Annotated in this window: 19 protein-coding genes; 12 read left to right on the top strand and 7 right to left on the bottom strand. The window is 73.0% G+C overall.

Annotated features, from left to right (window positions below):
• Nucleotides 1-21: 21 nt before the first annotated feature.
• Both LCD33_RS14025 and LCD33_RS14030 read right to left on the bottom strand, forming a co-directional pair.
• Nucleotides 22-1,965: an arabinofuranosyltransferase gene (locus tag LCD33_RS14025; RefSeq protein WP_224957560.1), complete on the bottom strand. Its 1,944-nt coding sequence runs from the start codon at nucleotides 1,963-1,965 to the stop codon at nucleotides 22-24.
• Between the two features lie 80 nt (nucleotides 1,966-2,045).
• Nucleotides 2,046-2,681 carry a TetR/AcrR family transcriptional regulator gene (locus tag LCD33_RS14030; protein ID WP_224957559.1) on the bottom strand — a complete coding sequence of 212 codons (636 nt, stop codon included), beginning with the start codon at nucleotides 2,679-2,681 and terminating at the stop codon, nucleotides 2,046-2,048.
• A gap of 386 nt (nucleotides 2,682-3,067) precedes the next feature.
• Here LCD33_RS14030 and LCD33_RS14035 point away from each other — a divergent pair, with 386 nt between their 5' ends.
• The 4 genes from LCD33_RS14035 to LCD33_RS14050 all read left to right on the top strand — a co-directional run bounded on the left by LCD33_RS14035 (nucleotide 3,068) and on the right by LCD33_RS14050 (nucleotide 8,231).
• Nucleotides 3,068-4,390 (top strand): ABC transporter permease, encoded by a 1,323-nt coding sequence (locus tag LCD33_RS14035; protein WP_224965793.1) that lies wholly within the window; start codon nucleotides 3,068-3,070, stop codon nucleotides 4,388-4,390.
• Nucleotides 4,391-4,677: 287 nt separating this feature from the next.
• Nucleotides 4,678-5,547 (top strand): arpA protein, encoded by an 870-nt coding sequence (locus LCD33_RS14040; protein ID WP_224957557.1) that lies wholly within the window; start codon nucleotides 4,678-4,680, stop codon nucleotides 5,545-5,547.
• 25 nt (nucleotides 5,548-5,572) lie between these two features.
• The gene (locus LCD33_RS14045) at nucleotides 5,573-6,379 is read left to right on the top strand and encodes a class I SAM-dependent methyltransferase (protein ID WP_224965792.1); all 807 of its coding nucleotides are present in this window, start codon (nucleotides 5,573-5,575) and stop codon (nucleotides 6,377-6,379) included.
• Nucleotides 6,380-6,425: 46 nt separating this feature from the next.
• A complete protein-coding gene (locus LCD33_RS14050) occupies nucleotides 6,426-8,231 on the top strand; it encodes a choline/carnitine O-acyltransferase (protein WP_224957555.1) in 1,806 nt (601 codons plus the stop codon).
• A gap of 258 nt (nucleotides 8,232-8,489) precedes the next feature.
• Here the strand turns inward: LCD33_RS14050 and dapA are convergent, their stop codons facing one another.
• Entirely contained in the window at nucleotides 8,490-9,344 is an 855-nt protein-coding gene (dapA, locus tag LCD33_RS14055; RefSeq protein ID WP_224957554.1) for a 4-hydroxy-tetrahydrodipicolinate synthase, read from the bottom strand.
• A gap of 328 nt (nucleotides 9,345-9,672) precedes the next feature.
• The gene (locus tag LCD33_RS14060; protein ID WP_224957553.1) at nucleotides 9,673-10,101 is read right to left on the bottom strand and encodes a DUF5313 family protein; all 429 of its coding nucleotides are present in this window, start codon (nucleotides 10,099-10,101) and stop codon (nucleotides 9,673-9,675) included.
• Nucleotides 10,102-10,216: 115 nt separating this feature from the next.
• Between LCD33_RS14060 and LCD33_RS14065 the strand changes: the two genes are divergently transcribed.
• The gene (locus tag LCD33_RS14065) at nucleotides 10,217-10,699 is read left to right on the top strand and encodes a MarR family winged helix-turn-helix transcriptional regulator (RefSeq protein ID WP_224957552.1); all 483 of its coding nucleotides are present in this window, start codon (nucleotides 10,217-10,219) and stop codon (nucleotides 10,697-10,699) included.
• Nucleotides 10,700-10,762: 63 nt separating this feature from the next.
• The gene (locus tag LCD33_RS14070; protein ID WP_224957550.1) at nucleotides 10,763-11,746 is read left to right on the top strand and encodes an adenosine deaminase; all 984 of its coding nucleotides are present in this window, start codon (nucleotides 10,763-10,765) and stop codon (nucleotides 11,744-11,746) included.
• A gap of 103 nt (nucleotides 11,747-11,849) precedes the next feature.
• Here LCD33_RS14070 and LCD33_RS14075 read toward each other — a convergent pair whose 3' ends face one another.
• A complete protein-coding gene (locus LCD33_RS14075; RefSeq protein WP_224957548.1) occupies nucleotides 11,850-13,016 on the bottom strand; it encodes a beta-ketoacyl synthase N-terminal-like domain-containing protein in 1,167 nt (388 codons plus the stop codon).
• Nucleotides 13,017-13,565: 549 nt separating this feature from the next.
• Between LCD33_RS14075 and LCD33_RS14080 the strand changes: the two genes are divergently transcribed.
• From LCD33_RS14080 to LCD33_RS14095, 4 genes are all read left to right on the top strand, one after another.
• Complete coding sequence (locus LCD33_RS14080) at nucleotides 13,566-16,331, top strand: EAL domain-containing protein (RefSeq protein WP_224965791.1); 2,766 nt, start codon at nucleotides 13,566-13,568, stop codon at nucleotides 16,329-16,331.
• A gap of 210 nt (nucleotides 16,332-16,541) precedes the next feature.
• Entirely contained in the window at nucleotides 16,542-17,897 is a 1,356-nt protein-coding gene (locus LCD33_RS14085; RefSeq protein ID WP_224966962.1) for an LLM class flavin-dependent oxidoreductase, read from the top strand.
• Between the two features lie 64 nt (nucleotides 17,898-17,961).
• Nucleotides 17,962-19,188, top strand: coding sequence for an acyl-CoA dehydrogenase family protein (locus LCD33_RS14090; protein WP_224955626.1), 1,227 nt, complete (start codon nucleotides 17,962-17,964; stop codon nucleotides 19,186-19,188).
• A gap of 295 nt (nucleotides 19,189-19,483) precedes the next feature.
• Nucleotides 19,484-20,743 carry an ROK family transcriptional regulator gene (locus tag LCD33_RS14095; RefSeq protein WP_224955625.1) on the top strand — a complete coding sequence of 420 codons (1,260 nt, stop codon included), beginning with the start codon at nucleotides 19,484-19,486 and terminating at the stop codon, nucleotides 20,741-20,743.
• On the opposite strand, the gene LCD33_RS14100 is transcribed toward LCD33_RS14095, so the two are convergent.
• Complete coding sequence (locus LCD33_RS14100; RefSeq protein ID WP_224955624.1) at nucleotides 20,694-21,467, bottom strand: SDR family oxidoreductase; 774 nt, start codon at nucleotides 21,465-21,467, stop codon at nucleotides 20,694-20,696. The two genes, LCD33_RS14095 and LCD33_RS14100, sit on opposite strands and share 50 nt — an antisense overlap.
• A gap of 89 nt (nucleotides 21,468-21,556) precedes the next feature.
• Nucleotides 21,557-22,489 carry an amidohydrolase family protein gene (locus LCD33_RS14105; protein ID WP_224966963.1) on the bottom strand — a complete coding sequence of 311 codons (933 nt, stop codon included), beginning with the start codon at nucleotides 22,487-22,489 and terminating at the stop codon, nucleotides 21,557-21,559.
• A 49-nt stretch (nucleotides 22,490-22,538) separates the two neighbouring features.
• On the opposite strand from LCD33_RS14105, the gene LCD33_RS14110 reads away from it, so the two are divergent.
• Nucleotides 22,539-23,054 (top strand): MarR family winged helix-turn-helix transcriptional regulator, encoded by a 516-nt coding sequence (locus LCD33_RS14110; RefSeq protein WP_304612896.1) that lies wholly within the window; start codon nucleotides 22,539-22,541, stop codon nucleotides 23,052-23,054.
• Nucleotides 23,055-23,124: 70 nt separating this feature from the next.
• Entirely contained in the window at nucleotides 23,125-24,408 is a 1,284-nt protein-coding gene (locus LCD33_RS14115) for an alpha-hydroxy-acid oxidizing protein (protein WP_224977932.1), read from the top strand.
• The last annotated feature ends 98 nt before the right edge of the window (nucleotides 24,409-24,506 follow it).

The following is a 24,506-nucleotide window of genomic DNA, read 5'->3' on the forward strand; positions in this document are numbered from 1 at the left end:
GTGAACGGCCCACCGCCCCGGTCACCGGGACGAACGGGTTCCCCCGGGGTCGGTCAGCGCGATGACGGCGAAGGGACCGACGTCCCGGCGGACGAAGCGCGGGGAGTCGAACAGCGCCGGGTCGAAGCGCACGTCGTAGATCTGCACGTTGGGCTGGTGCGGGAACGCGTCGTGCGACAGCGTCAGGTGCAGCCCGTCGTCCTCGCGGCGCAGCAGGAACGCGTTCGGCGGCGGGTACGGGCTGCGGTGCAGCATCGCGGCGAGCTCGTCGGGCCCGGCGGCGCCTGCCCAGCCGCGGATCAGCGCGGCGCGCTCCTCGTAGTGCGCGAGCGGGTTGGCGTAGTGCGGGGTCTCCTGCTGGAAACCCCAGTAGGGCGCGAACGACATGATCGGGTGGTACGTGGTGAGCAGCGTGATCCGGGCGGGCGGGCGGCCGGTGGTTCCGGCGAGCGCGGTGGCCAGCTCGTCGTTCCACGCCCCGGGCTGCGCGGGGTCCTGCCTGCGCTGCGCGTTGGAGCCCGTCGGGTAGTAGTCCTCGTAGGCGGGACCCGCGGCCTCGGCGATGCTGGTGGCCAGCGCGGTCTCCACGGTGCTGATCGATCCGGCGAGGCCGAGCAGCACGGCGAGCGCCGCGACCCGCGCGCGCCACCGCTCCCGCAGCCGGGGCAGGCCGCGCCGCCACAGGTCGAGCAGTCCGAGCACGCCTGCGGCGGCGAGCAGCACCTCCAGCGCGGCGGTGGTGCGGAACGCGAGCAGCGTGGTGCCCGCCGCGACGGCGAGCGCGGAGAGCGCGAACCACGCGTAGGTGGCGCCGGTGAGCACGAGCAGCGCCGCCGCCGTCTCGTCGCGGCGGCACGCGAGCACCAGCCAGCAGAACCCGGCGAGGCACAGCGCGCCGAACGGGGTGGGTTCGAGGAACGGGAACGGCGGCACCGATTCCGCGGGCAGGTACCGGTTCGCCGCGCCCGCACCTCCGGCTCCGCCGAGCTTCGCGAGCAGGAACGGCGTCCACACCACCAGCGCCACCAGCCCGCCGATCGCGCCGACGGCGGCGAGCCGCAGCACCAGCGGGCCCGCGACCTGCCCTATCCGGTCACCGGCGCGGATGCGGGCGGTGGCGATGACGGCGGCCATCGCGACGAGCACGGCGGTGGCGAACGCGAGGTACAGCGCGTAGGTGATGGCGGTGAACCCGAGGAACAGCCCGATGCCGAGGTGCGCGGCCCGGTGCGGGTGCGCGCGGCAGCGCAGCACGTGCCAGGCGGCGACGGCGACGGGCGCGAGCCAGGCCACCGACATCCACGCGTAGGGCTCGTCGAAGCCGTGCAGGAAGCCGCTGAGCGTGGTGGCGACCGCGCACAGCACGGCGACCCGCCTGCGCACCACGGTGCTCCACAGGGTGAACGCGACGGCGGCGGTGACGGCGATGGTCAGCAGCGCGAACGGTTTGTACGCGGCCCACGCGGGCTGCCCGGTGAGGTCGGCGAACCGACCGCCCACCCAGAACCAGCCAGCCGGGTAGTAGGGCGCGATGCCCGGGTAGTTCATGTCCGCCGGCACCGGCGAGTCGGCGAGCCGGGTCAGGTACTGCATCCGGAACATCTGGTCGACGGACACGCCGCCGTAGTACAGCCGGGTCGGTTCCAGCGGCCAGGCGAGCACGGTGGTGGCCAGCGCGGGCAGCGCCACCCAAATCGCGGGCAGCCGCAGCCGGGCGGGGACGCGGTCGGCGAACCGGGCGCCGCCGAGCAGCAGCACGAGCAGCAGCGCGGCACCGGCGGTGGCGGCGAGCTCGGGCAGTTCGGTGGGTTCGCTGAGGCCGAGGCGGGCGAGGGGCAGCTGCACGGCGAGGCTCACCACCGCGGCGAGCACGACGGCCGCGGAGAGTTCGAGGATGAAGCGCTTCGGCCTGATCCGGAGCGAGCACTCCGCCCGTCCTGCGGCTTCGTCGGCGACTGCACCCATGATCAGGTGACTACACGTGTTCGAGACTCACCCGCAAGAGTGACGGAGGGAGTCGAGGGGTTTCCCGCGCCCCGCCCGGATCAGTCCGCCGCGAACCCGCGCGCCAACCGCGCGAACCCCGCGTCGAGGTGGTCGTGCAGGTCCGCCTCCTGATCGGCCCGGTGCCAGCACTGGATCGCCACCCGCAGCGCGGTCACCGCGGTCGCCGCCAGCAACCGCACGTAGGCGTCGTCCTGCGCCTCGCCGACGCGGCGGGACAGCCCGTCGGCCAGCGCCAGTTCCAGGTCCCGCGAGGCCAGCGCCACCCGGCTCACCAGCTCCGGGTGGTCGCGCAGCACCAGCGCCTGGTCGCGCCACGTGGGGGCGGCCATCGCGGTGTCGATCGCCTCGCCGAGCACGACGTGCACCACGCGCAGCAGCGGCTCCGCGCTCGGCCGGTCCACGACGCGCTGCGGAGTGCCCGCGATGGTCTGCGGGTCCCACGGGACCAGCACCTCCTCCTTCGCGGCGAAGTAGTTGAAGAAGGTGCGCGGGGAGACCTCGGCGGCGGCGCAGATGTCCTCGACGGTGACCGAGATCGCGCCGTGCTCGCGGAACAGCCGGACCGCGGCCTGCTGCAACGCCTGCCGGGTGGCGCGCTTCTTGCGCTCCCGCAGGCCTTCCGGCGCTGGTGGCGGGGCCTCGCCGGTCGCGTCGGGCGTCGTCGTTCTGGGCATCCTGGGCTACTCCTCGTGGATCCGTCGCGGCGGCCGCACGTCGGACCGACCATCGTAGTGCCGTGGCCGGTGCGGCCGGGTACTCCGCCCCTACCGGACAAAGCGCCACGACTCGGAGGAACTTTGCACTATCTGCATTCTTGCACCGGATGCAGCCACTGATACGCTCCCGGAGCCCGGATCTCCGCGACCTCGCCCGCCGCGCGCGGCGACCCGCACCGCCAGGCCCCTCCGCGGCCCGGCCGGGTCGATCCGCTCCGCGCAGCAGGCCGAGGACCGGGCGTTCCCGGCGGCGGCTCACCGATCCCGATCCGCCACCGGCCCCAGGCGCACGAGCTCACCCGCCCCCGCCTGCACACGACCGTCACCGAGACAAGGAGCAAGTCGTGCCCGAGCAGCAGCCGACATCGCTGGTGCGCACCCTGGCCTCGTCGCTGTGGTTCCCGCTGTTCTTCATCCTCGGCTTCGTGCTGTGCTACCTGCTGCCGTTCCACGCGCCTGCCCCGCACCACGTGCCGGTGGTCGCCGTCGGCGAACAGCTCGCGCAGCAGCTCGACGCGAAGTTCGCCGCGGCGCTGCCCGGCGGCGTGGACGTCACCGCCGTCCCGGACGCCGCCGCCGCGAAGGAGGCCATCACCGACCGCGAGGCCGTCGCCGCCTACGACCCGGCCAGCGGGCAGCTGTTCTACGCCAAGGCCAACGGCGCCGCGCTCGTCCAGTTCCTGCAGCAGATGTTCGCGCCCGTCGCCGCCGCCACCGGGCACGCGCTGACGCCCGTCGACCTGGTGCCCACCGCCGCGGGCGACGTGATGGGCACCGGGCTGTTCTACCTGCTGCTGGCGATGAACATCCCGCCGTACGTGACGGTGATGGTGCTGCTGCGCGCGGAGCTGACCACCCGGCAGAAGCTGCTGTGCCTGGTCGGCGTCGGCGCGTTCGCGGCCGTGGTCTGCTACTCGGCCGGGCGGATCCTGAACGTGATCCCGCCGCACCCGATCGTGCTGCTGCTCGGGTTCATGCTCACCCAGGCGGTCGGCTGGACCACGTTCGGGCTGGTGCCGCTGGTCAAGCAGTTCATCCCAGGGGTGGCGATGTCGCTGTTCGTGCTGCTGAGCATGCCCTCCAGCGGCGGGGCCATCCCGAAGGAGCTGGTACCGCCGTTCTTCCAGTTCTTCCACCTGCTGCTGCCGCTGGGGCAGGCGGCCGATTCGATCCGCGGCGTCCTGTACTTCGACGGCGCCCGCTCCTGGCCGGGGATCACCGGGCTCGCCGTCTGGTGCGCGATCGGGGTCGGGCTCACCGCGGCGACCCAGTGGCACGCGAAGCGCAAGCGGGAGAACGATCCGGAGGCCGTGGCCGAGGCGGGCTCCTACGAGCACCGCGACGACGGGGACGCGATCGTGGATCCGACGTTCGAGCCGCCGCGCCCCGCCCACCACCGGACGCTGGCCGGCACGATCCGGCTGGCCGGGGACCTCCCCGCGCGCGGCGCGGTGGTGACGGTGACCGACGCGGCGGGCAACCAGCTGGCGCGGGTCGACGCCGACGTCGAGGGCTGGTACGAGGTGCACGACCTGCCGGACCGGTTCGTCACCGTGGTCGCCGCCGCACCGGGCGCGGCGCCCGCCGCGAGCCGGGTGTCGGTGCCCGCCGGGCGCAGCGAGCACGACTTCGCGCTCATCCCCACCGCCTCCGGAGCACGGCGCTGACGAGCGGGGCGGCCGATCCGCTCGGCCGCCCCTTACCCCTCCGCGGGCCCCGCGCACAAGAAGATCCCGATCACACGATCCGGCGGCGGCGCCCACCTTCCGCCGGAGCAAATCCGCTGATTTGATCTTCTCGGGAAAAAGGCTCCGGATTCCCCGCACCGCGGTGCACCCGACAGCAACCGCACCATGCCAGATTCGTTGGATCCGGAGTACACCGCAGCGGCGCGGCTCGCGTGCACCGGACCCGCTCGACCGGGTCGGTGAACTCGACGTGCGGAGAGGACCCCATGAGCGCATCCGAATCCCCGCTGGTCGAGCGAATGGTCGACACCGACCGCTACCCCCTCGCCGATCCGGGCGGACCCGGCTGGGCCGAGGCCGTCGGCCGGGCCCGGCGGGACCTCGCCGAACACGGGTGCAGCGTGCTCACCGACTTCATCCGCCCGGAACTCCGCGACGAGCTCCGCACCGAGTGCGCCGCCATCGCCCCCGACGCGCACTACGACGTCGAGACCGTCAACGCCTACAACATCGACGTCCGCACCGAACTGCCGCCGGAGCACCCGGGCCGCAAGACCATGCGGCGCGGCAACGCGTTCGTCGCCCGCGACCAGATCCCCTCCGGCGCCATCATCCACCGCCTCTACACCGACGAGCGGTTCCAGCGGTTCCTCGCCGACTGCGTCGGCCTGCCGGTGATCCACCCGCTCGCCGACCCGCTGGCCGGGCTCACCCTCAACGTCGTCAACCCCGGCATGTCGCACCCGTGGCACTTCGACACCAACGAGTTCGCGGTGAGCATGCTGACGCAGGAACCCGAATCCGGCGGTGGTTTCGAGTACTGCCAGGACATCCGCTCCGCCGAGCAGGAGAACTTCGACGACGTGCGGGCCGTGCTGGACGGCGACGGCGAGCACCTGGTGCGCGGGCTCGCGCTGCGGCCCGGCGACCTGCAGCTGTTCAAGGGCCGGTTCTCGCTGCACCGGGTCACCGAGGTCGGCGGCACCCGCGCCCGGCACACCGCGATCTTCGCCTACAGCGAGCGTCCCGGCGTCATCGGCAGCGTCTCCCGCACGAAGCAGATCTTCGGCCGCGTCCTGCCCGAGCACCTGGCGGCCGCGGGCAACGCCGTGCGCGGCGACGCGCTGCTCGACTGACCCCCAGCCGCAGAGGAGCACGCCGGTGCAGTTCGACTCGACCGGGAAGATCACGCTCGACCACATCTACACCCGTCCCGATCCGCGGGACTTCGCGCGCACGCTGCACCCCCTCGACTACCGGATCCCGCAACTGGCCAAGCCGTACTTCGCCAAGTTCCTCGACGAGTACCGGCACACCCGCGGGGTGCCGGTGCCGACCGTCGTGGGCGTCGGCAGCTCGTACGGGGTGAACGCCGCGCTGCTCCGGGCGGACGCGACGCTCGACGAGTTCTACGCCCGCTACACCGGCGACGCCGACGAGCTCGACCACGAGCGGCTGCTGGCCCGCGACCGGGACTGGCTGCGCGCCCGCGGCGAGCGGTGCGAGGCCCGGTTCATCGGGCTGGACACCGCCGGACCGGCGCTGGACTACGGGCTCGCCGCCGGTTACCTCGACGCGGCAGTGCACGCCGACTTCGAGACCCGGGAACCCGATGCGCGGCAACGGGACCTGCTGCACGGCGCCGACCTGGTGATCTCCACCGGCTGCCTCGGCTACGTCGGCGAGCACACCCTGCGCCGCATCGTCGACGCCGCCGGGCCGCGCAAGCCGTGGATGGCGCACTTCGTGCTGCGGATGTTCCCGTACGACGAGATCGCCGCCGCCCTCGCCGAGCTCGGCTACCGCACCACCCGCGTGGCGGACGTGTTCGAGCAACGCCGGTTCGCCTCCCCGCAGGAGCAGCAGCAGATGCTGGCGACGCTCACCGCCGCCGGCGTCGACCCGACCGGACTCGAAGCCGACGGGCGGCTCTACGCCGAGCTCCACCTGTCCCGCCCGCACGACTGACCGCACCACCAGCAAGCCGGACACCGGAAAGCCCGATCGCACTAGGATGACCGTGAACGACGACCACGACTGGTCCACCCGCACCTTCGGCAACGAGGACCGGCTGCCGCGTGTGCCGCTGCCCACCCTGGAGAGCAGCTGCGCCCGCTTCCTGGAGTGGTGCGCCCCGCTGCTCGACGCCGACCAGACCGCCCGCACCGAGCAGGCCGTCGCCGAGTACCTGCGGCCCGACAGCCCGGCCCGCGAACTGCACGCCGAGCTGCGGCGCTTCGACGCCGCCGAGGGCACGCACAGCTGGCTCGACCGGTTCTGGCCGTCGCGCTACCTCGGCAGGCGGGACCGGATCGCGCTCAACGCCAACTTCTTCTTCCTGTTCCAGGACTCCGAGCTGACGCAGGTGCAACGCGCCGCCGGGCTCATCGCGGGCGCCGTCGCGCACAAGCGGGCGGTGGACGCCGAGGAACTGCCGCCGGTGGTCCAGCGCGGCGCCGCCTCCTCCATGGAGCAGCACAAGTACCTGTTCTCCACCATCCGCATCCCCGGGGAGCAGCAGGACACCGTCCGCTCCCCGTACTCGGCCGAGCACCCCGGCCCGTCGGACGCCCGGCACGTCGTGGTGTTCTTCCGCGGCAACGCGTTCCGGCTCGACGTGCTCGCAGCCGACGGCACCCCGCACGACCTGGCCGACCTCGCGACCGGCCTGGAGGCCATCCGCGACGCCGGTTCCCAGCGCGCCCCGGTCGAGACCGCCGTCGGGCACCTGACCACGAAGGCCCGTGCCGACTGGGCGCACACCCGGCAGCGGCTGCTCGAACTGGGCAACGGCGACGCGCTGGAGACCATCGAGTCGGCGCTGTTCTGCCTGTGCCTGGAGGACTTCGCGCCCACCGACGTGCAGGAGGCCTGCGACCAGCTGCTGCACGGCGACAGCGGGAACCGCTGGTTCGACAAGGCTGTGTCGCTGGTGGTGTTCGAGGACGGCCGGGCCGGGATCAACGTGGAGCACTGCGAGCTGGACGGCACCACCATCCTCGCCTTCGTCGACGGGCTGCTGGATTCGACGCCGGAGCAGCACGCGGCGAACGCGGGCGCCCGCGCGCTCGGCGTCCCCGACTTCTCCCGCCTCGACTTCGTCCTCGACGACGCGCTGCGCGCCGAGGTGCGCGACGCGGCGGGCGCGTTCGCCACCTTCGCCGCCGGGACCTCCAACAAGGTCCTCGCCTTCGAGGACTTCGGCTCGGAACGGGCCAAGCGGCTCGGCATGTCCCCCGACGCGTTCGTGCAGCTGGCGTACCAGCTCGCCCACCACCGCACCAAGGGCATCGGCGCCACCTACGAATCCATCGCCACCCGGCAATGGCGGCACGGGCGCACCGAGGCGATGCGGGTCGTCACCCCGCAGGTCGTCGACTTCGTGCGCACCGTCGACGATCCGGACGCCGACGCGGCCGCGAAGACCGCGGCGTTCCGGGCCGCGGCCGAAGCACACGTGGCGCGCGCCAAGCAGTGCCAGGCCGGGGACGCGCCGGAACAGCACCTATGGGAGCTGCAGCTGATCCAGCGCCGCGGTGGCGAGGCGGACGCGGCACCGCTCGCGCTCTACGACTCGCCCGGCTGGACGATCATGCGCGACGACTACCTGAGCACCAGTTCGGCGCCGTCGAAGAACATCCAGCACTTCGGGTTCGGCTCCACCAGCGGCAAGTGCATCGGGGTGGCCTACGTGCTGCTGCCCGACCGGTTGAACATCTACCTGAGCACGCCGCTGGCGGTGTCCGGGGAGATGTACAAGTTCGCCGACCACCTCCGCAACGCCCTACAAGAACTAGAAGACCTACTGATCACCGAGTGATGCCCCCGGATCCGACTGCGAGTCGGGGCAGGTGGCGGAACCTCAGCTGTCTTCTCGCTGCGGGATCGTTTTCACCGGTGGCTCCGCCACAGGAGAAAACGCTGTCCTCGCGAGAAGGCAGCTGAGAACCCGCGGGCGGTCGCGCTGCGTGCTGGGTCGCCGCTCAGCGGCTTCGCCGCTGACGAGCGAAGGACGACGACACGGCTGGACGTGGAAGCGCCCCGGGCGAGCGGGTCGGCCGGGGCGCTTCGGGGCGGGTCAGGATTCGAGGAAGCCGGCTGCGATGAGGGCGTTGCGGACGACGGCGGTCTCGGCCTCGTCGGCCTCCACCAGCGGCAGCCGCGGGCCGCCGACGCGGTGGCCGAGCAGGTTCAGCGCCGCCTTCACCGGGATCGGGTTCGTCGTCACCGACAGCGCCGCGAACAGGTCCTTCAGCGCGGCGTCCAGCTCGGCCCGGTTCTCCGGCTCGTCGATCATCCGCCGCATCTGCGGGCCGGCCACGTGGCTGGCCACCACGATGCCGCCGACGCCGCCCATGTCGAGGGCGCGCGCGAAGGTCTCGTTGTTGCCCGAGTAGACGCCGAGCCCGTCGATCAGCGCCAGGTTGTCGTCGTTGGCCTGCTTCACGTAGTCGACGCGCTCGATCTGGGCGAGCTCGGCGAGCAGGTCGTTCGGCACGTCGATCGCGGTGCGGGACGGGACGTTGTAGAGCACGACCGGCTTGTCGGTGGCCTGCGCGATCTCGGTGTAGTGCCGCACCAGCCCGCGCCGGTTCGGCCGGTTGTAGTACGGCGTCACCGACAGCACGCCGTCCACGCCGAGCTCCGTCACCCGCTCCGTCATCGCGCACGCCTGCGCGGTGTCGTTGGAGCCGGTCGAGCCGAGGATCGTGACGCCCTCGGGCCGTTCGGCGCAGGCGATCTCGACGAGCCGCAGGTGCTCCTCGTTGGTGAGCGTCGCCGCCTCGCCGGTGGTGCCGCAGACCACCACTCCGTCGGAACCGCTGTCGATCACGTGGTGCAGCAGCGCGACGAACGCGTCCTCGTCCACTTTCAGCTCGTCGTCGAACGGGGTGACGATCGCGGTGAGCAGGGTTCCGAGTGTGGTCGTCATGGCGCTGCCTTCCTCAAGTCCGTGTCGTTCGGCCGATCCCGGCGCCGGACCGTCGGAACCGCCCGGCCCGCCCGCATCGCTGCGCGGGGGCGCCGGTTCCGGCGTTCAGGTCTCGACCCACCGTCCCAGGGCGGCGCGTTCCGGGCACTTCGCCGCGGGGACGGGTGTCACCAGCATGAATCATCCGGGGCGGCGCGTTCGACGAGGGTGTGGGCGATGGCGGTTCCTCCGCCGGGGCGCCGGAGTTCCCGGACGATCTCCCGCCGAGCCCCGGGTTTCCGGGCGATCTCCCGCGCACGCGGGACCCGGCCGAAGTGCTCCCGCGCGATCAGCTCCCGGCCTGCTCGCCGGAGCCGTCCTGCTCGGGCGTCCGGTAGAGCGCCGCGTAGCGGGCGCGCTGCTGCTCGCTCATCCACTCGGCGGCCTCCTTGCGGACCCGGCGCGCGGTGCCGAGCGGATAGCCCTGCTTGAACGCGCGGTGCTCGCAGGTGAACTCGGCGTAGGCCATGCCGTACCAGACCGCGAGGATCGCGCCGCCCAGGATCGCCATCGCCTTGATCCACATCGGGCCGGGGACCAGCAGGAACAGCAGCCCCGGGGAGATCTGCACCAGGCTGCGCACCGCGTGGCGCAGCTGCCAGGTGCGAGCGGTGACGTCGTGCAGCACCCACTCGTCGTGCCGCGACGGCAGCTTGCCGCCGAACGCGTACCAGACCCAGCGCACCGGGTCGGGGCGCACCCGCTTCGCCTCGGTCACCGCGAACCGCCTCCCGTTCGGCCGTCCACACCTGGAACGACCACCCGATGTTTAACACGCTAATCATATGCCCACTATATGTTAACGTGCACCCAGGCCGATCGGAAGGAACGCGATGAGCCCCGTCGAACCGGACCTGGAACTCGGCGACGACCCGCTGGCGCTGGACCGGCAGGTCTGCTTCGCGCTGTCGGTCGCGTCCCGCAGCGTCATCGCGCTGTACCGGCCGCTGCTCGAACCGCTCAACCTCACCCACCCGCAGTACCTGGTGATGCTCGCGCTGTGGGAGGCCGAACCGCGCTCCGTCAAGGACCTCAGCCACACCGTGCAGGCCGAACCGGCGACGTTGTCCCCGCTGCTCAAGCGCCTCGAAGCGGTCGGCTACCTCACGCGCAGCCGCAACGCGGGCGACGAGCGCTCGGTCACCGTCGGCCTCACCCCCGCCGGGCGCGAGCTCCGCGCCGAGGCCGAGAAGATCCCGCAGCAGATCGTCGACCGCCTCGGCCTGCCGCTGAGCACCCTCGAATCGCTGAACACCGCCCTGCGCGAGGTGATGGCCGCCGCCCAGCACGCCAAGGCGGCGCCCCCCGCGCGGTGAGCACCGTCTCCTCCGGGCACCGGAGCGGCGTCCCGGGCGCCGGCGCCTCGCTAGTCTCGCGGGATGAACGCCGCGCCCACCCCGCCCAAGGCCGAACTGCACGTGCACATCGAAGGCACCCTCGAACCCGAGATGGTCTTCGACCTGGCGCGGCGCAACGGCATCGAGCTCCCCCACGAGTCGGTCGCCGACCTGCGGGCGAAGTACCGGTTCAGCGATCTGCAGTCGTTCCTGGACATCTACTACGCGAACATGGCCGTGCTGCGGACCGAGGCCGACTTCCACGACCTGGCCGCCGCCTACCTGGACCGCTGCGCCGAGCAGGGCGTGCGGCACGCGGAGATCTTCTTCGACCCGCAGGCGCACCTGAAGCGCGGCGTGCCGATGGAGACCGTGATCGGCGGGCTGCACTCGGCGCTGGCGGACAGCGACGTGTCGGCCTCGCTGATCCTCTGCTTCCTGCGCGACGAGTCCGCCGAATCGGCGGCCGAGGCGCTGCGGCTGGCCGAACCTTTCCTGGACCGCATCGTCGGGGTCGGCCTCGACTCGGCCGAGGTGGGGCACCCGCCGTCGAAGTTCACCGAGGTGTTCGCCCGGGCCCGCGAACTGGGCCTGCGCGCGGTCGCGCACGCCGGTGAGGAGGGGCCGCCGGAGTACGTGCGGGAGGCGCTGGACCTGCTGGGCGTGCAGCGCGTCGACCACGGCATCCGCGCGCTGGAGGACCCGGAGCTGGTGGAACGGCTGCGCCGGGAGCGGATCCCGCTGACGGTGTGCCCGCTGTCCAACGTGCGGCTCGGCGCGTTCGCGGAGCTCAGCGGGCACACGCTGCCCGAGCTGCTGGCGCGGGGGCTGCTGGTGACGGTGAACTCGGACGACCCGGCCTACTTCGGCGGGTACGTGGACGAGAACTTCGACGCGGTGCGCCGCGAGCTGGGGCTGAGCACCGAGCAGCTGCGGGAGCTGGCGGCGAACTCGTTCCGCGCGGCGTTCCTCGACGAGCGGCGCCGGGACGAGTTCCTCGCCGAAGTGGCGGCCTGGACGCCCTGACCCGGGACGGGGGCCGGCCTCCCGGAGGAGGTCCGGGCACCGCCGCGCTCCGATCGCCCGGCCGATCACCCCGAGCCGGGCTCGGGCGACCTCCGGGGCGCGCTCACCGCGGCGGGGCGAGCACGACGGCCGAGTTGTGCCCGCCCATGCCGATGGAGGACTTCAGGGTGAGCCCGCCGTCGAACGGCGTCGGACCGTCCAGCAGCCGCGGATCGCCCGCCGCGTGCCGCGGCGCGGCCGGGACGAGGCCGTGCCGGTGGCCCAGCGCGGTGGCCGCCACCTCGACCGCCGACGCCGCTCCCTGGCAGTGCCCGGCGAGCGGCTTCACCGAGAAGATCTCGGTGTCCGCGCCCAGCAGTTCCGCGCAGAACCGCGCTTCGGCGCGGTCGCATTGCGCGGTGCCGGGGCCGTGCGCGTTGAGGTAGCGGATGTCGCCGCCCGCCACCCCGGCGTTGTCCAGCGCGTCCCGCACGCAGCGGGTCACCTCCGCCAGGTTCGGCTCGATCGAGGTGACGTGGTGCGCGTCGTGCGACATGGCGCCGCCGAGCACCCGCGCGTAGGCGTCGGGAAGGCCGCGGGACAGCACCATGCCGACCGAGGCCTCGCCCATGACGAATCCGCGGCTGCCTTCCTGGAACGGGCGGCAGGCGTCGAACGGATCGGTATCGGTGACCACGACGCCGAGCCGTTCGAAGTGCAGCACGTTCTCCGGGCTCGCCGACAGGTCGGTGGCCACGAAGACCACGTCGTCGACGATCCCGGCGTCCAGCCACGCCTTGGCGGTGAGCATCCCGGCGTTCCCCGACGCGCACATGGCGGAAACGTTCATGGCGGGTCCGTGGAATCCGAATTCCTTCATGAACGTCGACATCGGGGTGGAGGGCATCAGCGCCAGGTATTCGCGAACCGAGACCTGGCCGCCGCGGGACTGGTAGAACTCCCGCCACAGATCCACTTCACCGAGCACCACGGCGTGCAGCAGGCCGACCCGGCGGCCGGGTTTCCAGCCGCGTTCGCCGGCGTCCGCGATCGCTTCGCGGGCCGCCGAGCGCATCGCCCTGGCGAAGCGGCTCGGCCCGTCCGCGGGGTCGCCGCCGTCGGGCACGCGCGCGACCCAGGCGGTGCGGTCCTGGTCGGGCCCGTACCCGTCGACGAGGGTGGCGGCGAGCTTCGAGGCGGCCAGGCCGTCCCAGAGCTCGGCGCGACCCCAGCCGTAGCCGGTCACCGCGCCGATGCCGCCGATTTCGATTGCAGAGCGCTGCGGGTTCATCTGCTTCTCCTTCTCGCTTTCCGATCAATCGATTCCGCGTTCGCCGCACGAGTCGCGGCGAAGCGCGTTCGGAGCCGCCGCGAATCGCCCGCCGGGACCGGTGTCGTGAATCTCGCGGTACCGGCGGGAGAGGCGGATCACCGAGTCGGAGATCGAGCTACGCGCAGTCACTTGGTGCACCGCACCTACCAGCTCGATCCTCTTTAGAGTGAAACGAGAAGGCGGTCCTCGAAAACCATTAGTGTTTTTGAACTCGAATGACCACGCGAACGGGCCAACAGATCACTACTGACAACCCGCGGCGGATCACCTGCCGTGTTCGCCGCCGATCCGGCGCGGGCTTATGATCAGCGGGCTCCTCGGACGCACCCGCCACTCAGGACGGTTCACGAGCAGCGCACATGGGAAACTACGAGCATCCGGTCGGGGGCCTACGCCTCGCGGGGAGAAGGGGAGGGCGCTTCGCTGTTCGAGAGCGGAACGACATGGCGTGGACGGCGGTGGAGCGGTTGCGCAGTACGTGCACAAGATCTGTCTCCTGGATGATCGATGGTTGACCCGGTGGTCTCGCACTCGAAGAACTCCGAGCTGGACCGCGAGTTCCTCGACCTCGCGCTGGCCGCCAGCGGCGCGGTCCGCTGGTCGCTGCGCCTCGACGACGACGGTCTCGTCTGGACCTCCGGCATGGACGCGCTGCTGGGCCTGCCCGGGGCCGACGAGGACTCGCTGCGCGCCCGGCTGCGCGAACTCCTCGAACCGATCGCGCTGTCCGCCCGCACCGCCGCCGAATGGCACGACCTGGACCTCGAACAGCGCCTGCCCGCCTCGGACGGCGGCACCCGCTTCGTGCACTTCCACGCGCGGCGCCACCGCGAGGAGGGCGAGGCCGAACGGCTCATCGGCGTCGCGGCCGACGTCACGCGCGTGCACCAGGACCGGCAGACCCTCACCGACCTCGCCGACCGGTACCGGCTGCTGGTCGAGCTGAGCCCGGACGCGATCTGCGTGCACCAGGACGGCGTGGTCCGCTACGCGAACTCGGCGACGCTGGGCATCCTCGGCACCGACAGCACCGACCGGGTGGTCGGTCGCGCCATCACCGATTTCGTGGAAGCCGACTCGGTGCCGATGATGCGGGCGCGGCTGCGGACCTTGACGTTCCCCGGCGCGCGGACCAAACCGGCCGAGGCCGCGCTGCACCGGTTCGACGGCAGCCGCGCCCCCGTCGAGGTCGTCTCGGTGCTCACCACCTGGGAAGGCCGTCCCGCGCTGCAGGTCATCCTGCGCGACATCACCGACAAGAAGGCCGCCGAGACGAGCCTGCGCTACCAGGCGGCGCTGGTGCAGCACGTCAGCAACGCCATCATCGCCACCGACCGGGACTCGCTGGTCACCAGCTGGAACCCGGCCGCCGAAGCGGTCTACGGGATCTCGGCGGACCAGGCCATGGGCCGCCCGGTGGACGAACTGGTCGGCGCCCGGCTGAGCCCGGCGGAACTGCTCGCCGCCGGCGGGGTCACCGAGGCGCTGCACCGGCGCGGCGACGGCAACGCGCTCATCGTGCGGGTCACCGTCTCCGAGATGGACGACGGCTACGTGCTGGTGTGCGCCGACGAGACGGCCCGCCGCCGCGCCGAGCGGACCTTCGCCACCGTCATCGACGCGCTCGACGAAGGCGTGCTGGTGGTCGCCCCCACCGGGATCATCGAATCGGCCAACCCGGCGGCGCAGCGCATCCTCGGCGCCCGGCCGAGCGAACTGGTCGGCATGGACTCCGAGTGGTGGCCGATGTTCGACGAGAACGGCGACCGCGCCAGCGGCGACACCCGGCCGTCCACAGTCACGCTGCGCACGGGGAAACCGGTGAACTCGCAGGTGATGCGGGTGCAGCGGGACGACGGCGAGAGCGTGTGGCTCGCGATGTCCTCCCGCGCGCTGAACCCCGACGATCGGCCGCCGCACCGGGTGCTGGTGTCGTTCAGCGACATCACCGAGAGCCTCGCCGCCCGCGAACGGCTGGAGCACGAGGCCACCCACGACCCGCTGACCGGGCTCGCCAACCGCACGCTGGTGCTGCGCCACCTGGACTCGGCGGTGAACTCGCCGGACCGCACCGAGCCGCTGGCGGTGCTGTTCGTCGACCTGGACAACTTCAAGATCGTCAACGATTCGCTGGGGCACGGCGTCGGCGACGAGGTGCTGCGCAACATCGGGCAGCGGCTGGTGCGCGCCACCAGCGACCGGGAGCTCGTCGGCAGGCTCGGCGGCGACGAGTTCGTGGTCGCCACCCAGGACTCGCCGGACCACGACGACCTGCGCGCCCGCGCGGACGAACTGCTGCGCACCCTCACCGAACCGACACACGTGGACGGCATCCGGCTGCACGTGGACGCCAGCGTCGGCATCGTCGTGTCCCGGCCCGGCGACACCCGCTCCGCCCAGGACCTGCTGCGCGACGCGGACGTGGCGATGTACCGGGCGAAAGCGCAGGGCCGCGGCCGGTACGCGTTCTTCGACGTGGAGCTCCGGGAACGCGTGCAGCGGCACATGCTGCTGGAGCAGGAGCTGCGCCACGCCGTGCCGCGCGGCCAGCTGTGGGTGGCCTACCAGCCGGTGGTGGAGCTGGCGTCCGAGCGCATCGTCGGCGCCGAAGCTCTGCTGCGCTGGACCCACCCGGAGCACGGTGCCGTCTCCCCCGCCGAGTTCATCCCGCTCGCCGAGGAGAGCGACCTGATCAACGAGGTCGGCGGGTTCATGCTCCGCACCGCGACCCGCGAGTTCGCCGAGCTGCGGCGGGAGCACGGCGCGGAACTGCAGATCAACGCGAACCTCTCCCCCCGCCAGCTCGGCGACCCGCGGCTGCACGACACGGTGCGGGCCGCGCTCGGCGACGCCGGGCTGCCCGCGGGCTCGCTGTGCCTGGAGGTCACCGAGAACGCGCTGATGCTGGACGCGACCTCGGCGGTGCGGATGCTGCGCGGGATGCGGAAGCTGGGCGTGTTCCTGGCGATCGACGACTTCGGCACCGGCTACTCCTCGCTGGCGCAGCTGCGGCGGCTGCCGCTGGACACGCTCAAGATCGACCGGTCGTTCGTGGCCGAGCTCAGCGATTCCGACGACGTGCAGGCGATCGTCACCAGCATCGTGGCGATGGCGCACGCGGTGGGGCTCACCGTGGTCGCCGAGGGCGTGGAGACCGCGGAGCAGCTGGACATCCTGCGGCGCATCGGCTGCGACCACGGCCAGGGCTTCTACTTCGGCAAACCGGCCCCGCTGGCCGACTTCGCCTCCCTCCGCGGCATCGCCGCGCCCTGACGGGCGCCGTTGCCCGGCTCCCGCCGCGGGTTCGCCGCTGACGGGGGAACGACGAGATCCGCCGCGCGAGCCCGATCCCGCGAGGCGCGGAGGGGCGGTGTTCGCGGCCGCGCCAAGGGTTGCGATCAGGTAGATGCGAAACCTCGGCGCGGGGGGGGCCCGGCTCTAGCGTCGGCGGGAGCCGCCCCGCCGCGCCGAGGAGGGAATCCGATGCCCCGCCCCTTGCAGTTCTCCGCGTTCGTCATGAACACGACCTCGCACATCACCCACGGCGCGTGGCGGTTGCCCGAGGCGCGGCAGACCGACTTCAACGACCTGGACCTGTGGGTGTCGCTCGCGCGGGAGCTGGAGCGGGGGAAGTTCGACTTCATCTTCTTCGCCGACGTGGTGGGTCTGTACGGCGACCACCGCTCGTCGTGGGAGAAGTACGTGGAGTCCGGGTTGCAGATCCCCAGCAACGACCCGTCGGTGATCGCCTCGGCGATCGCGCACGCCACCTCGGAGCTGGGGATCGCGATCACCAGTTCGGTGTTGCAGGAGCACCCGTTCAACTTCGCCCGCAAGATCTCCACGCTGGATCACGCCTCGCGCGGCCGGATCGCCTGGAACATCGTCACCAGCCTGTCGCCGAACGCGTGGCGCAACTTCGGCTACGCCGACATCACCCCGCACGAGGAGCGGTACGCGTGGGCCGACGAGTACGTGGACGTGGTGTACAAGCTGTGGGAGGGCTCCTGGGACGACGGGGCGCTGCCGCAGGACAAGGCGTCCGGGGTGCACGGCGACTTCAGCCGGATTCACAAGATCCACCACGAGGGTGCCCGGTACCGCGTCGAAGGACCGCACCTGGTGGCGCCGTCGCCGCAGCGCACCCCGCTGCTGTTCCAGGCGGGCTCGTCCCCCACCGGCCGCCGGTTCGCGGCCCGCAACGCGGAGGCCCAGTTCATCCAGTCGCCCAGCCCGGCGGATGCGAAGGCGCTGGTGGACGACACCCGGCGGCTCGTGGCCGAAGCCGGCCGCCGGCCGGGTTACCTGCGGTTCTTCCAGGGCCTGTCGTTCGTCATCGGCAGCACCGAGGCCGAGGCGCGGCTGCGCGCCGACGAGCTGGACGAGTACCTCGACGACGACGCGATCATCGCGCACGCGGCGGGCGGCATCGGCGTGGACCTCGGGCACTACGACCTGGACACCCCGATCGGCGACATCGAGTCGGAGGGGTCCCGCAGCCACCTGCTGTGGTTGCGGGAGGCCGTGCCGGACCGGGAGCCGACGGTCCGCGACCTCGCGCGGCTGCGCACCCGGAACAGCCGCGTCGTCGGCACCCCCGAGCAGATCGCCGACCGGCTCGACGAGTGGCGGGCCGCCGGGGTCGACGGCATCAACGTCATGAACTACACGATCCCCGGCAGCTACCTGGAGTTCATCGAGCACGTCACGCCGGTGCTGCGGGACCGCGGGCTGGCGCAACGGGAGTACGCCCCCGGCACCACCCGCCGCAAGATCACCGGTGCCGACCTGCTCGACGAGCACCACCCGGCCGCCGCCTACCGGGGCGCGTTCTCCTGACCGCCCGCACGCACCGCATTCCCCGCCGCAGCGCGGCAGACCCTTCGAACGGTGAGGAGCCGAAGTGACCGCCGAAACCACGATCGCCGCGCCCGCGGACCCGGTGCTGCCGGGTTCCCCCGAACTCGCCGCGCTGATCGCCGAGATCGCCGCCGGGGCCGAGGAGCGCGCGGCCAAGGACCGCAACGCGCACGAGCAGATCGACTGGATCCGCCGGGCGCGCCTCGGCGCGATCACCCTGCCCGCGTCCGAAGGCGGCCCCGGTGCCTCGGTGCGGCAGCTGCTGTCGGTGGTGATCGACCTGGCCGAGGCCGATCCGAACGTGGCGCACGCGCTGCGAGCGCACTTCTGGCAGGTCAACGAGCTGCTGCGCGCGCTGCCTCCCGGCCCGCGCAGGCAGCACTGGCTCGACGAGGTCCGCGCCGGGAAGCTGTTCGGCAACGCCAACAGCGAACGCGGCGGGCAGGCGGCCGGGGCGTTCTCCTTCGCCACCGGGCTCACCCGCACCGGGGACGGATTCCGGCTCAACGGCGAGAAGTTCTACTCCACCGGCACCCTGTTCGCCGACCACATAGGGGTGTCCGCGCAGCTCGACGAGAACTCGGTCGCGGCCGTGCTGGTCCCGGTGGGCCGCGAGGGGGTGACCGTCCTGGACGACTGGGACGGCATCGGGCAGACCCGCACCGGCACCGGCACCACCGTCTTCGACGACGTGCGCATCGAGGAGCACGAGGTGATCGACGTGCGGGTCACCGACGGTTCGCCGCGGCCGACGAGCGATGTGGCGCAGCTGCAGCTGTACCTGCAGGCGATCATCGCGGGCGTCCTGCGCAGCGTGGCCACCGACGCCGCCGCGCTGATCCGCGGCCGTTCCCGCTCGTTCCAGCACGCGCCGACCGCCTCGCCCGCCGACGACCCGATCCTGCACGCCGAGGTCGGCCGGATCAGCAGCGCCGCCTACGTCGCCGAGGCCGCGGTGCTCGCCGCCGCCGACGAGATCGACGCCGCCTACCGCAGCGAACGGCTCGGCTCGCCCGACCCGGCGCTGTTCGCGGCGGCCTCGCTGGCCGCGTCCAAGGTGAAGGTGCACGTGGACGCCATCGCGCTGCGCGCGGCGACCGACCTGTTCGAGGTCGGCGGCGCGTCGGCGGCGAGCCGCTCGCGGAACCTGGACCGGCACTGGCGCAACATCCGCACCCTCACGCTGCACAACCCGACCGCCTACAAGGCGGCCGTGGTCGGCGACGTGACCGTCAACGCCACCCCGCTCCCCGTCAACGGCTACTTCTGATCCCACCAGGTGAACGGCCCACCGGCCCCGCCACGCTGGGCGGATGGGCCGTTCGCCCCTGCCGCGGTTCTCACCTGCCGGAACGGAGTCGTGCCGGTGCGGTAGTTTTCGCCCGTGCCCGGCAACCCGACCGCTCCGCCTGAGGTCACCTACGTGACCGTCGCGCTCGCCTGCCGCCTGCCGCTGGTGCGGGTGCTGTGTCGCGGTTCGTCGCCGCTCCGCTGACGAATCCGCCGACCGCACGGCGCCACCGGGCCGTTCGCCCGGGTGCCGTCCTCCCGTTCCCGAGGACCCCATGCCCGCAGCACTGCACGCGCTCCCCCCTGCCCGCGACACCGGTCCGACCGTCATCGCCCCCGGGCTGCGGATCGTGGACGCGCCCGCGGCCGCGGTGCTGCGGGTCGCGCGGCGCGAGGGGCCGGTGTTCCGCGACGTCGCCGCCACCCGCACCGGGCTCAGCGCGCCCACGGTGAACCGGCACGTCGCCGCGCTGATCGAAGCCGGGTTGCTGCGGGAGCGCACCGACCTCGCCCCGGCCGGAGCGGTCGGGCGGCCGCGCCTGCCGTTCGAGCTGCGCCGCGAACCGCACCTCACCGCGGGAGTCCACATCGGATTCCGCACCACCACGATCACCGCGCACGACCTGCACGGGCGGGTGCTCGGCGGGATCCGGGCGCACACCGGCGGCGGGGACGCCGGCGAGGTGCTGCGCGCGATCGGCTCGCGGGTGCACCGGTTCCTCGCGCGCTGGCCCGGCCGGACCCCGCTGTGGGCCGGGGTCGCCCTCGGCGGCCGGGTCGACGACCTGGGCCGCGTCGACCACCCGCTGCTGGGCTGGCGGGCCGCCCCGGTCGGCGAGCTGATCGGCGAGCAGCTGGGCCTGCCGGTCTCGGTGGCGCCGCACGTGGAATCGATGGCCGCGGCCGAGCTGTCGTTCGGCCCGGCTGACGACCCGCACGGCAGCACGCTGTACTGCTACGCCCGCGAGATGATCGGGGTGGCGCTGACCATCGGCGGAGCCGTGCACAACCCCAGCACCGGCCCCGGCGGGCTCGGCCACCTGCCGTCCGGTCCGACCGAGCTGCTGGACCCGCGCGGCACCGGCAGGCTCTCCGACGCGGTGAGCGACACGGCGCTGGTCGCGGCGGCAGGCGCGCACGGGCTGGAGGTGCGCAGCACCGCCGCTCTCGCCGAGCTGGCCGCGGGCAGGGACCCGCTCGCGACGTCCCTGCTGCGGGAACGCGCCCGGGTGCTGGGTCGCGCCCTCGGGCACATCGCGGACGTGGTCAACCCCGATCGGATCGTGCTCGGCGGCCAGGCGTTCACCGAGCACCGGGCGGCGCTGCGCGACGTGGCGGGCGCGGTGGCGGAGCACTCCGCGGTGCCGCGCGACCTGCGGCTCACCGCCGCCGGGGACGGCATCCAGCAGCAGGCGGCGGCCGCGGTGTCGCTGGACGTGCTCTACGCGGACCCGCTCGGCGCGCTGCGCCACCACGCCCGCGCGACTAGTGGGCGCGGATCAGGCCGCCGTCGCAGCGCAGCTGCGCACCGGTGATGTAGGAGGCCGGGGCGCTCGCGAGGAACACCACGGCGGCCGCGTACTCCTCGGGCGTGCCGAACCGGCCTGCCGGGATGTCGGCGCGGGAGGCGTCGCGGACCGCGTCCGGGGCGACCCCGCGGTGCGCGGCCATCGCCTCGTTGATCGAGGTCAGCCGCTCGGTCTCGATCCGGCCGGGCAGCACCAGGTTGACGGTGACGCCGTCGGCGGCGACCTCGGTCGCCAGCGTCTTCAGGTATCCGGCGAGGGCGGCACGGCCCACGTTGGAGGCGGCGAGCCCGTTGATGGGCTGCTGCACGCCGCTGGAGCCGATGGCGACGATCCGGCCCCAGCCGCGCTCCCGCATACCCGGCAGGACCTGCTCGACCAGCCGGACGTGCGGGGTGAGCAACCGGTGCACGGCCTGCTCGGCGTCCTCGGCGGTCATCTCGGCGGCGGTGCCGGGGGCGGGACCGCCGCCGTTGAGCACCAGCACGTCGACCGGCCCGAACGCCCCGGTGGCGGCGTCGACGAGGCTGCGCGGCCCGTCCGGGTCGAGCAGGTCCACGCCGACGCCGACCGCCGACGGGAGCTCCGCCGCCAGTTCCGCGGCGAGCTCGGCCCGCCGCCCGCCGAACGCGACGTGCGCGCCCTCGCCCGCGAGCCCGCGCACGACGGCCGCGCCCAGCCCGGAGGTCGCGCCCGGCACCACCGCGACTCGCCCGCTCAACCCGAGATCCATGCGTCCTCCTCGATTCCCGCCCGCTCCGACCAGGTGAGCGGCCCGTCCGCCCACTGTGACCGGTCGAACGGGCCGCTCCCCCGCGGGGGTCAGGCGTGCTGCGGGAGCAGGCGGGCGGCGTTCCCGCGGTCCACGGCGGCGTGGTCGATCACCGGTGACGCGTCGAGTCGTTCGGTCATGACCGTGGCGATGTCGGCGAGCGCGTAGGGGAAATCGCTGCCGAACAGGATGCGCTCGGGGTCGGCGAACGCGGTCAGCCCGGGCAGCGCGTACGGCGAGGCGGACAGCGCGGTGTCGAAGTAGCAGCGGCGCAGGTCGGCGATCAGGTCCGCGGTGCTCCGCTCGCCCCCGGCCATCTCCAGGCAGGCCGCGATGCGCTCCACCGCGTAGGGCAGGAAGCCGCCCGCGTGCGACAGGATGACCTTCAGATCGGGGTGGCGGTGCAGCGTGCCGCTCGCGGCGAGCTTCGCCGCGGCGCGGGTGGTGTCGAGCAGGAAGTCCGCGGCGAACGGCGGGATTCCGGGCACCGGATCGGCCGGCAGCGCCGAGGGGTGCACGAACACGACGGCGCCGCGCCTGCCGAGTTCGGCCAGCAGCGGTTCGAACGCCTCGTCCCCGAGGTAGGTGCCGCCGCTGTTGGCCAGCAGCACGACCCCGTCGGCGCCCAGTTCGTCGAGCGCGTGCTCGGCTTCGGCCAGCGCCCCGTCCACGTCGGGCAGCGTGAGCGTCGCCCAGAACCCGAACCGGCCGGGGTGGTCGCGGACGAGCTCGGCGCAGTGCTCGTTGAGGGCGCGCGCCAGGTCGCGCCCTTCCTGCCCGGGCCACGGTTCGACGCCGGGGGTGGTGACGGACAGGATCGCGGTGCTGATCCCGTTGCGGTCCATCAGGTCCAGCGAGGCCTGCGGGCTCCAGTCCGGCAGGTGCCTGCCGCCCGCCGCGTCGGAGCCGACGCGCTGCAGGGCTTCCCGGTAGACGGGCGGCACGACGTGGTGGTGGACGTCGATGCGTTGTGCCGTGGACATGACCGCCTCCTATTACTTAGCTTGCTAACCAACGGCTACGCTAGCACCCATGAGCGGACCCGCCCAGGAACCGGACTCCAGCCCCGACGAACCCGGCCCCGACGAACCGGGCCTCAACGATCCCGGGGTCGACGAGCTGGCGCAGGCCGCCGACGCGCTGTTCCTCGCGATGCGCCGGGCCAGGGCCGCGCACGCGGCGGGCGTCGAAGGGCTGTCGCTGGCCCAGCTGGCCCTGGTGCTGCCGCTGGCGACCGGCGCCGAACTCCCGGTGAGCGACCTGGCCGCGGCGGCGGGCGTCACCCTGCCCACCGCGACCCGGATGCTGAACCAGCTGGAGGGCAAGCGGCTGGTGGCGCGGCGGCGCAGCCCCGAGGACGAGCGCCGCGTGCTGATCAGCCTGACCGAGCGCGGCACCACGGCCTTGCACCGCCTGCGCGAGCAGCGCCGCCGCGAGCAGGCCCGCGGCTACGCCGCGTTCACCCCCGAGGAGCGGCTGCACCTGGCCGCCCAGCTGGAACGCCTCACCGAGATCATCAACTCCGGCTACCGGGAGCAGCTCGACTGATCCGCTGTGGACCCGGGCCCGGCCGGACGGCGATGATCGGGCCCACCGGCGACCTCGGGGAGGAACCACCGTGTCCGAAGAGACCGCGCAGGCCGGGTTCGGCCGCGACCGCCAGTCCGCGATCTACGGTGCGGGCGTGTCGGGCCGCAGGCCGCGGGTGCCCACCGACCACCGGGAGCTGGAGCGGCGCGCGCGACGCGCCTGCTCGCCGCGCGCCTGGGCGTACGTGGCGGGCGGTGCGGGCGCAGAGGCGACGATGCGGGCCAACCGAGCGGCGTTCGACCGCCGGTCGATCGTGCCGCGGACGCTGCGCGACGTGTCCCGGCGGGACCTGGGCGTCGAGCTGTTCGGCCGCCGCATCCCGGCCCCGGTGCTGTTCGCGCCCGTGGGCGCCGTCGAACTCGTCCACCCCGAAGCGGACCTGGCCGTGGCGCGGGCCGCCGCCGAGCTCGGGTTGCCGTACGTGTTCTCCAACCAGGCCTGCGTGCCGATGGAGGACTGCGCGGCCACGATGGGCGACGCGCCGCGCTGGTTCCAGCTGTACTGGAGCACCGACGAGGAACTCGTGGACAGCCTGCTCGCCCGCGCCGAGCGCAGCGGCGCGGAGGCCGTGGTGGTCACGCTCGACACGACCATGCTGGGCTGGCGCCCGCGGGACCTGGACCTGGGTTCGCTGCCGTTCGCGCGCGGCGAGGGCATCGCGCAGTACACCTCGGATCCGCGCTTCCGGGAGATGGTGCGGGAACGGGTGGCGCGCGGCTCCGGCGGCGAGGACGTGCGGATCACGTTCGCCGCGGTGCGGGCGCTGCTGTCGATGAGCCGCCGGTTCCCCGGTCCGCTGCTGCGGAACCTGCGCTCCCCGGAGCCGCGGGAGGCGGTGCGCACCTTCCTGGACACCTACTCGCGGCCGTCGTTGACCTGGGCCGACCTGGCCTCGCTGCGGGAGCGCACGAAGCTGCCGATCGTGCTCAAGGGCGTGCTGCACCCGGACGACGCCCGCCGGGCGGTGGACGCCGGGGTGGACGGCGTCGTCGTGTCGAACCACGGCGGGCGCCAGGTCGACGGATCGGTGGCCGCGCTGGACGCGCTGGCGGAGATCGCTCCGGTCGTCGGCGCGGAGCTGACCGTGCTGTTCGACAGCGGGATCCGCTCCGGCGGCGACGTGGTCAAGGCGCTCGCGCTGGGCGCGGACGCGGTCTGCGTCGGCCGCCCCTACGTGCACGGGCTGGCGCTGGCGGGGGCGGCGGGAGCCCCGGACGCGGTCGCCGACGTCGTCGCCGAGCTGGACCTCACCCTGGGCCTCACCGGCCACGCCTCCCCCGCCGAGCTGACCCCGAACGTCCTCCGCGGCTGATCTGCCTCTGAGCGGGGAATGGCGACAGCCGGTTCCACGCGAGCACGTCCATGCGGCGGACCAGCGCGAAAGCGGGCACGAACGTGAGGTCGTCGAGC

This window comes from Saccharopolyspora sp. 7B (genome assembly GCF_020177435.1).
Taxonomy (GTDB): Bacteria; Actinomycetota; Actinomycetes; order Mycobacteriales; family Pseudonocardiaceae; genus Saccharopolyspora_C; species Saccharopolyspora_C gregorii.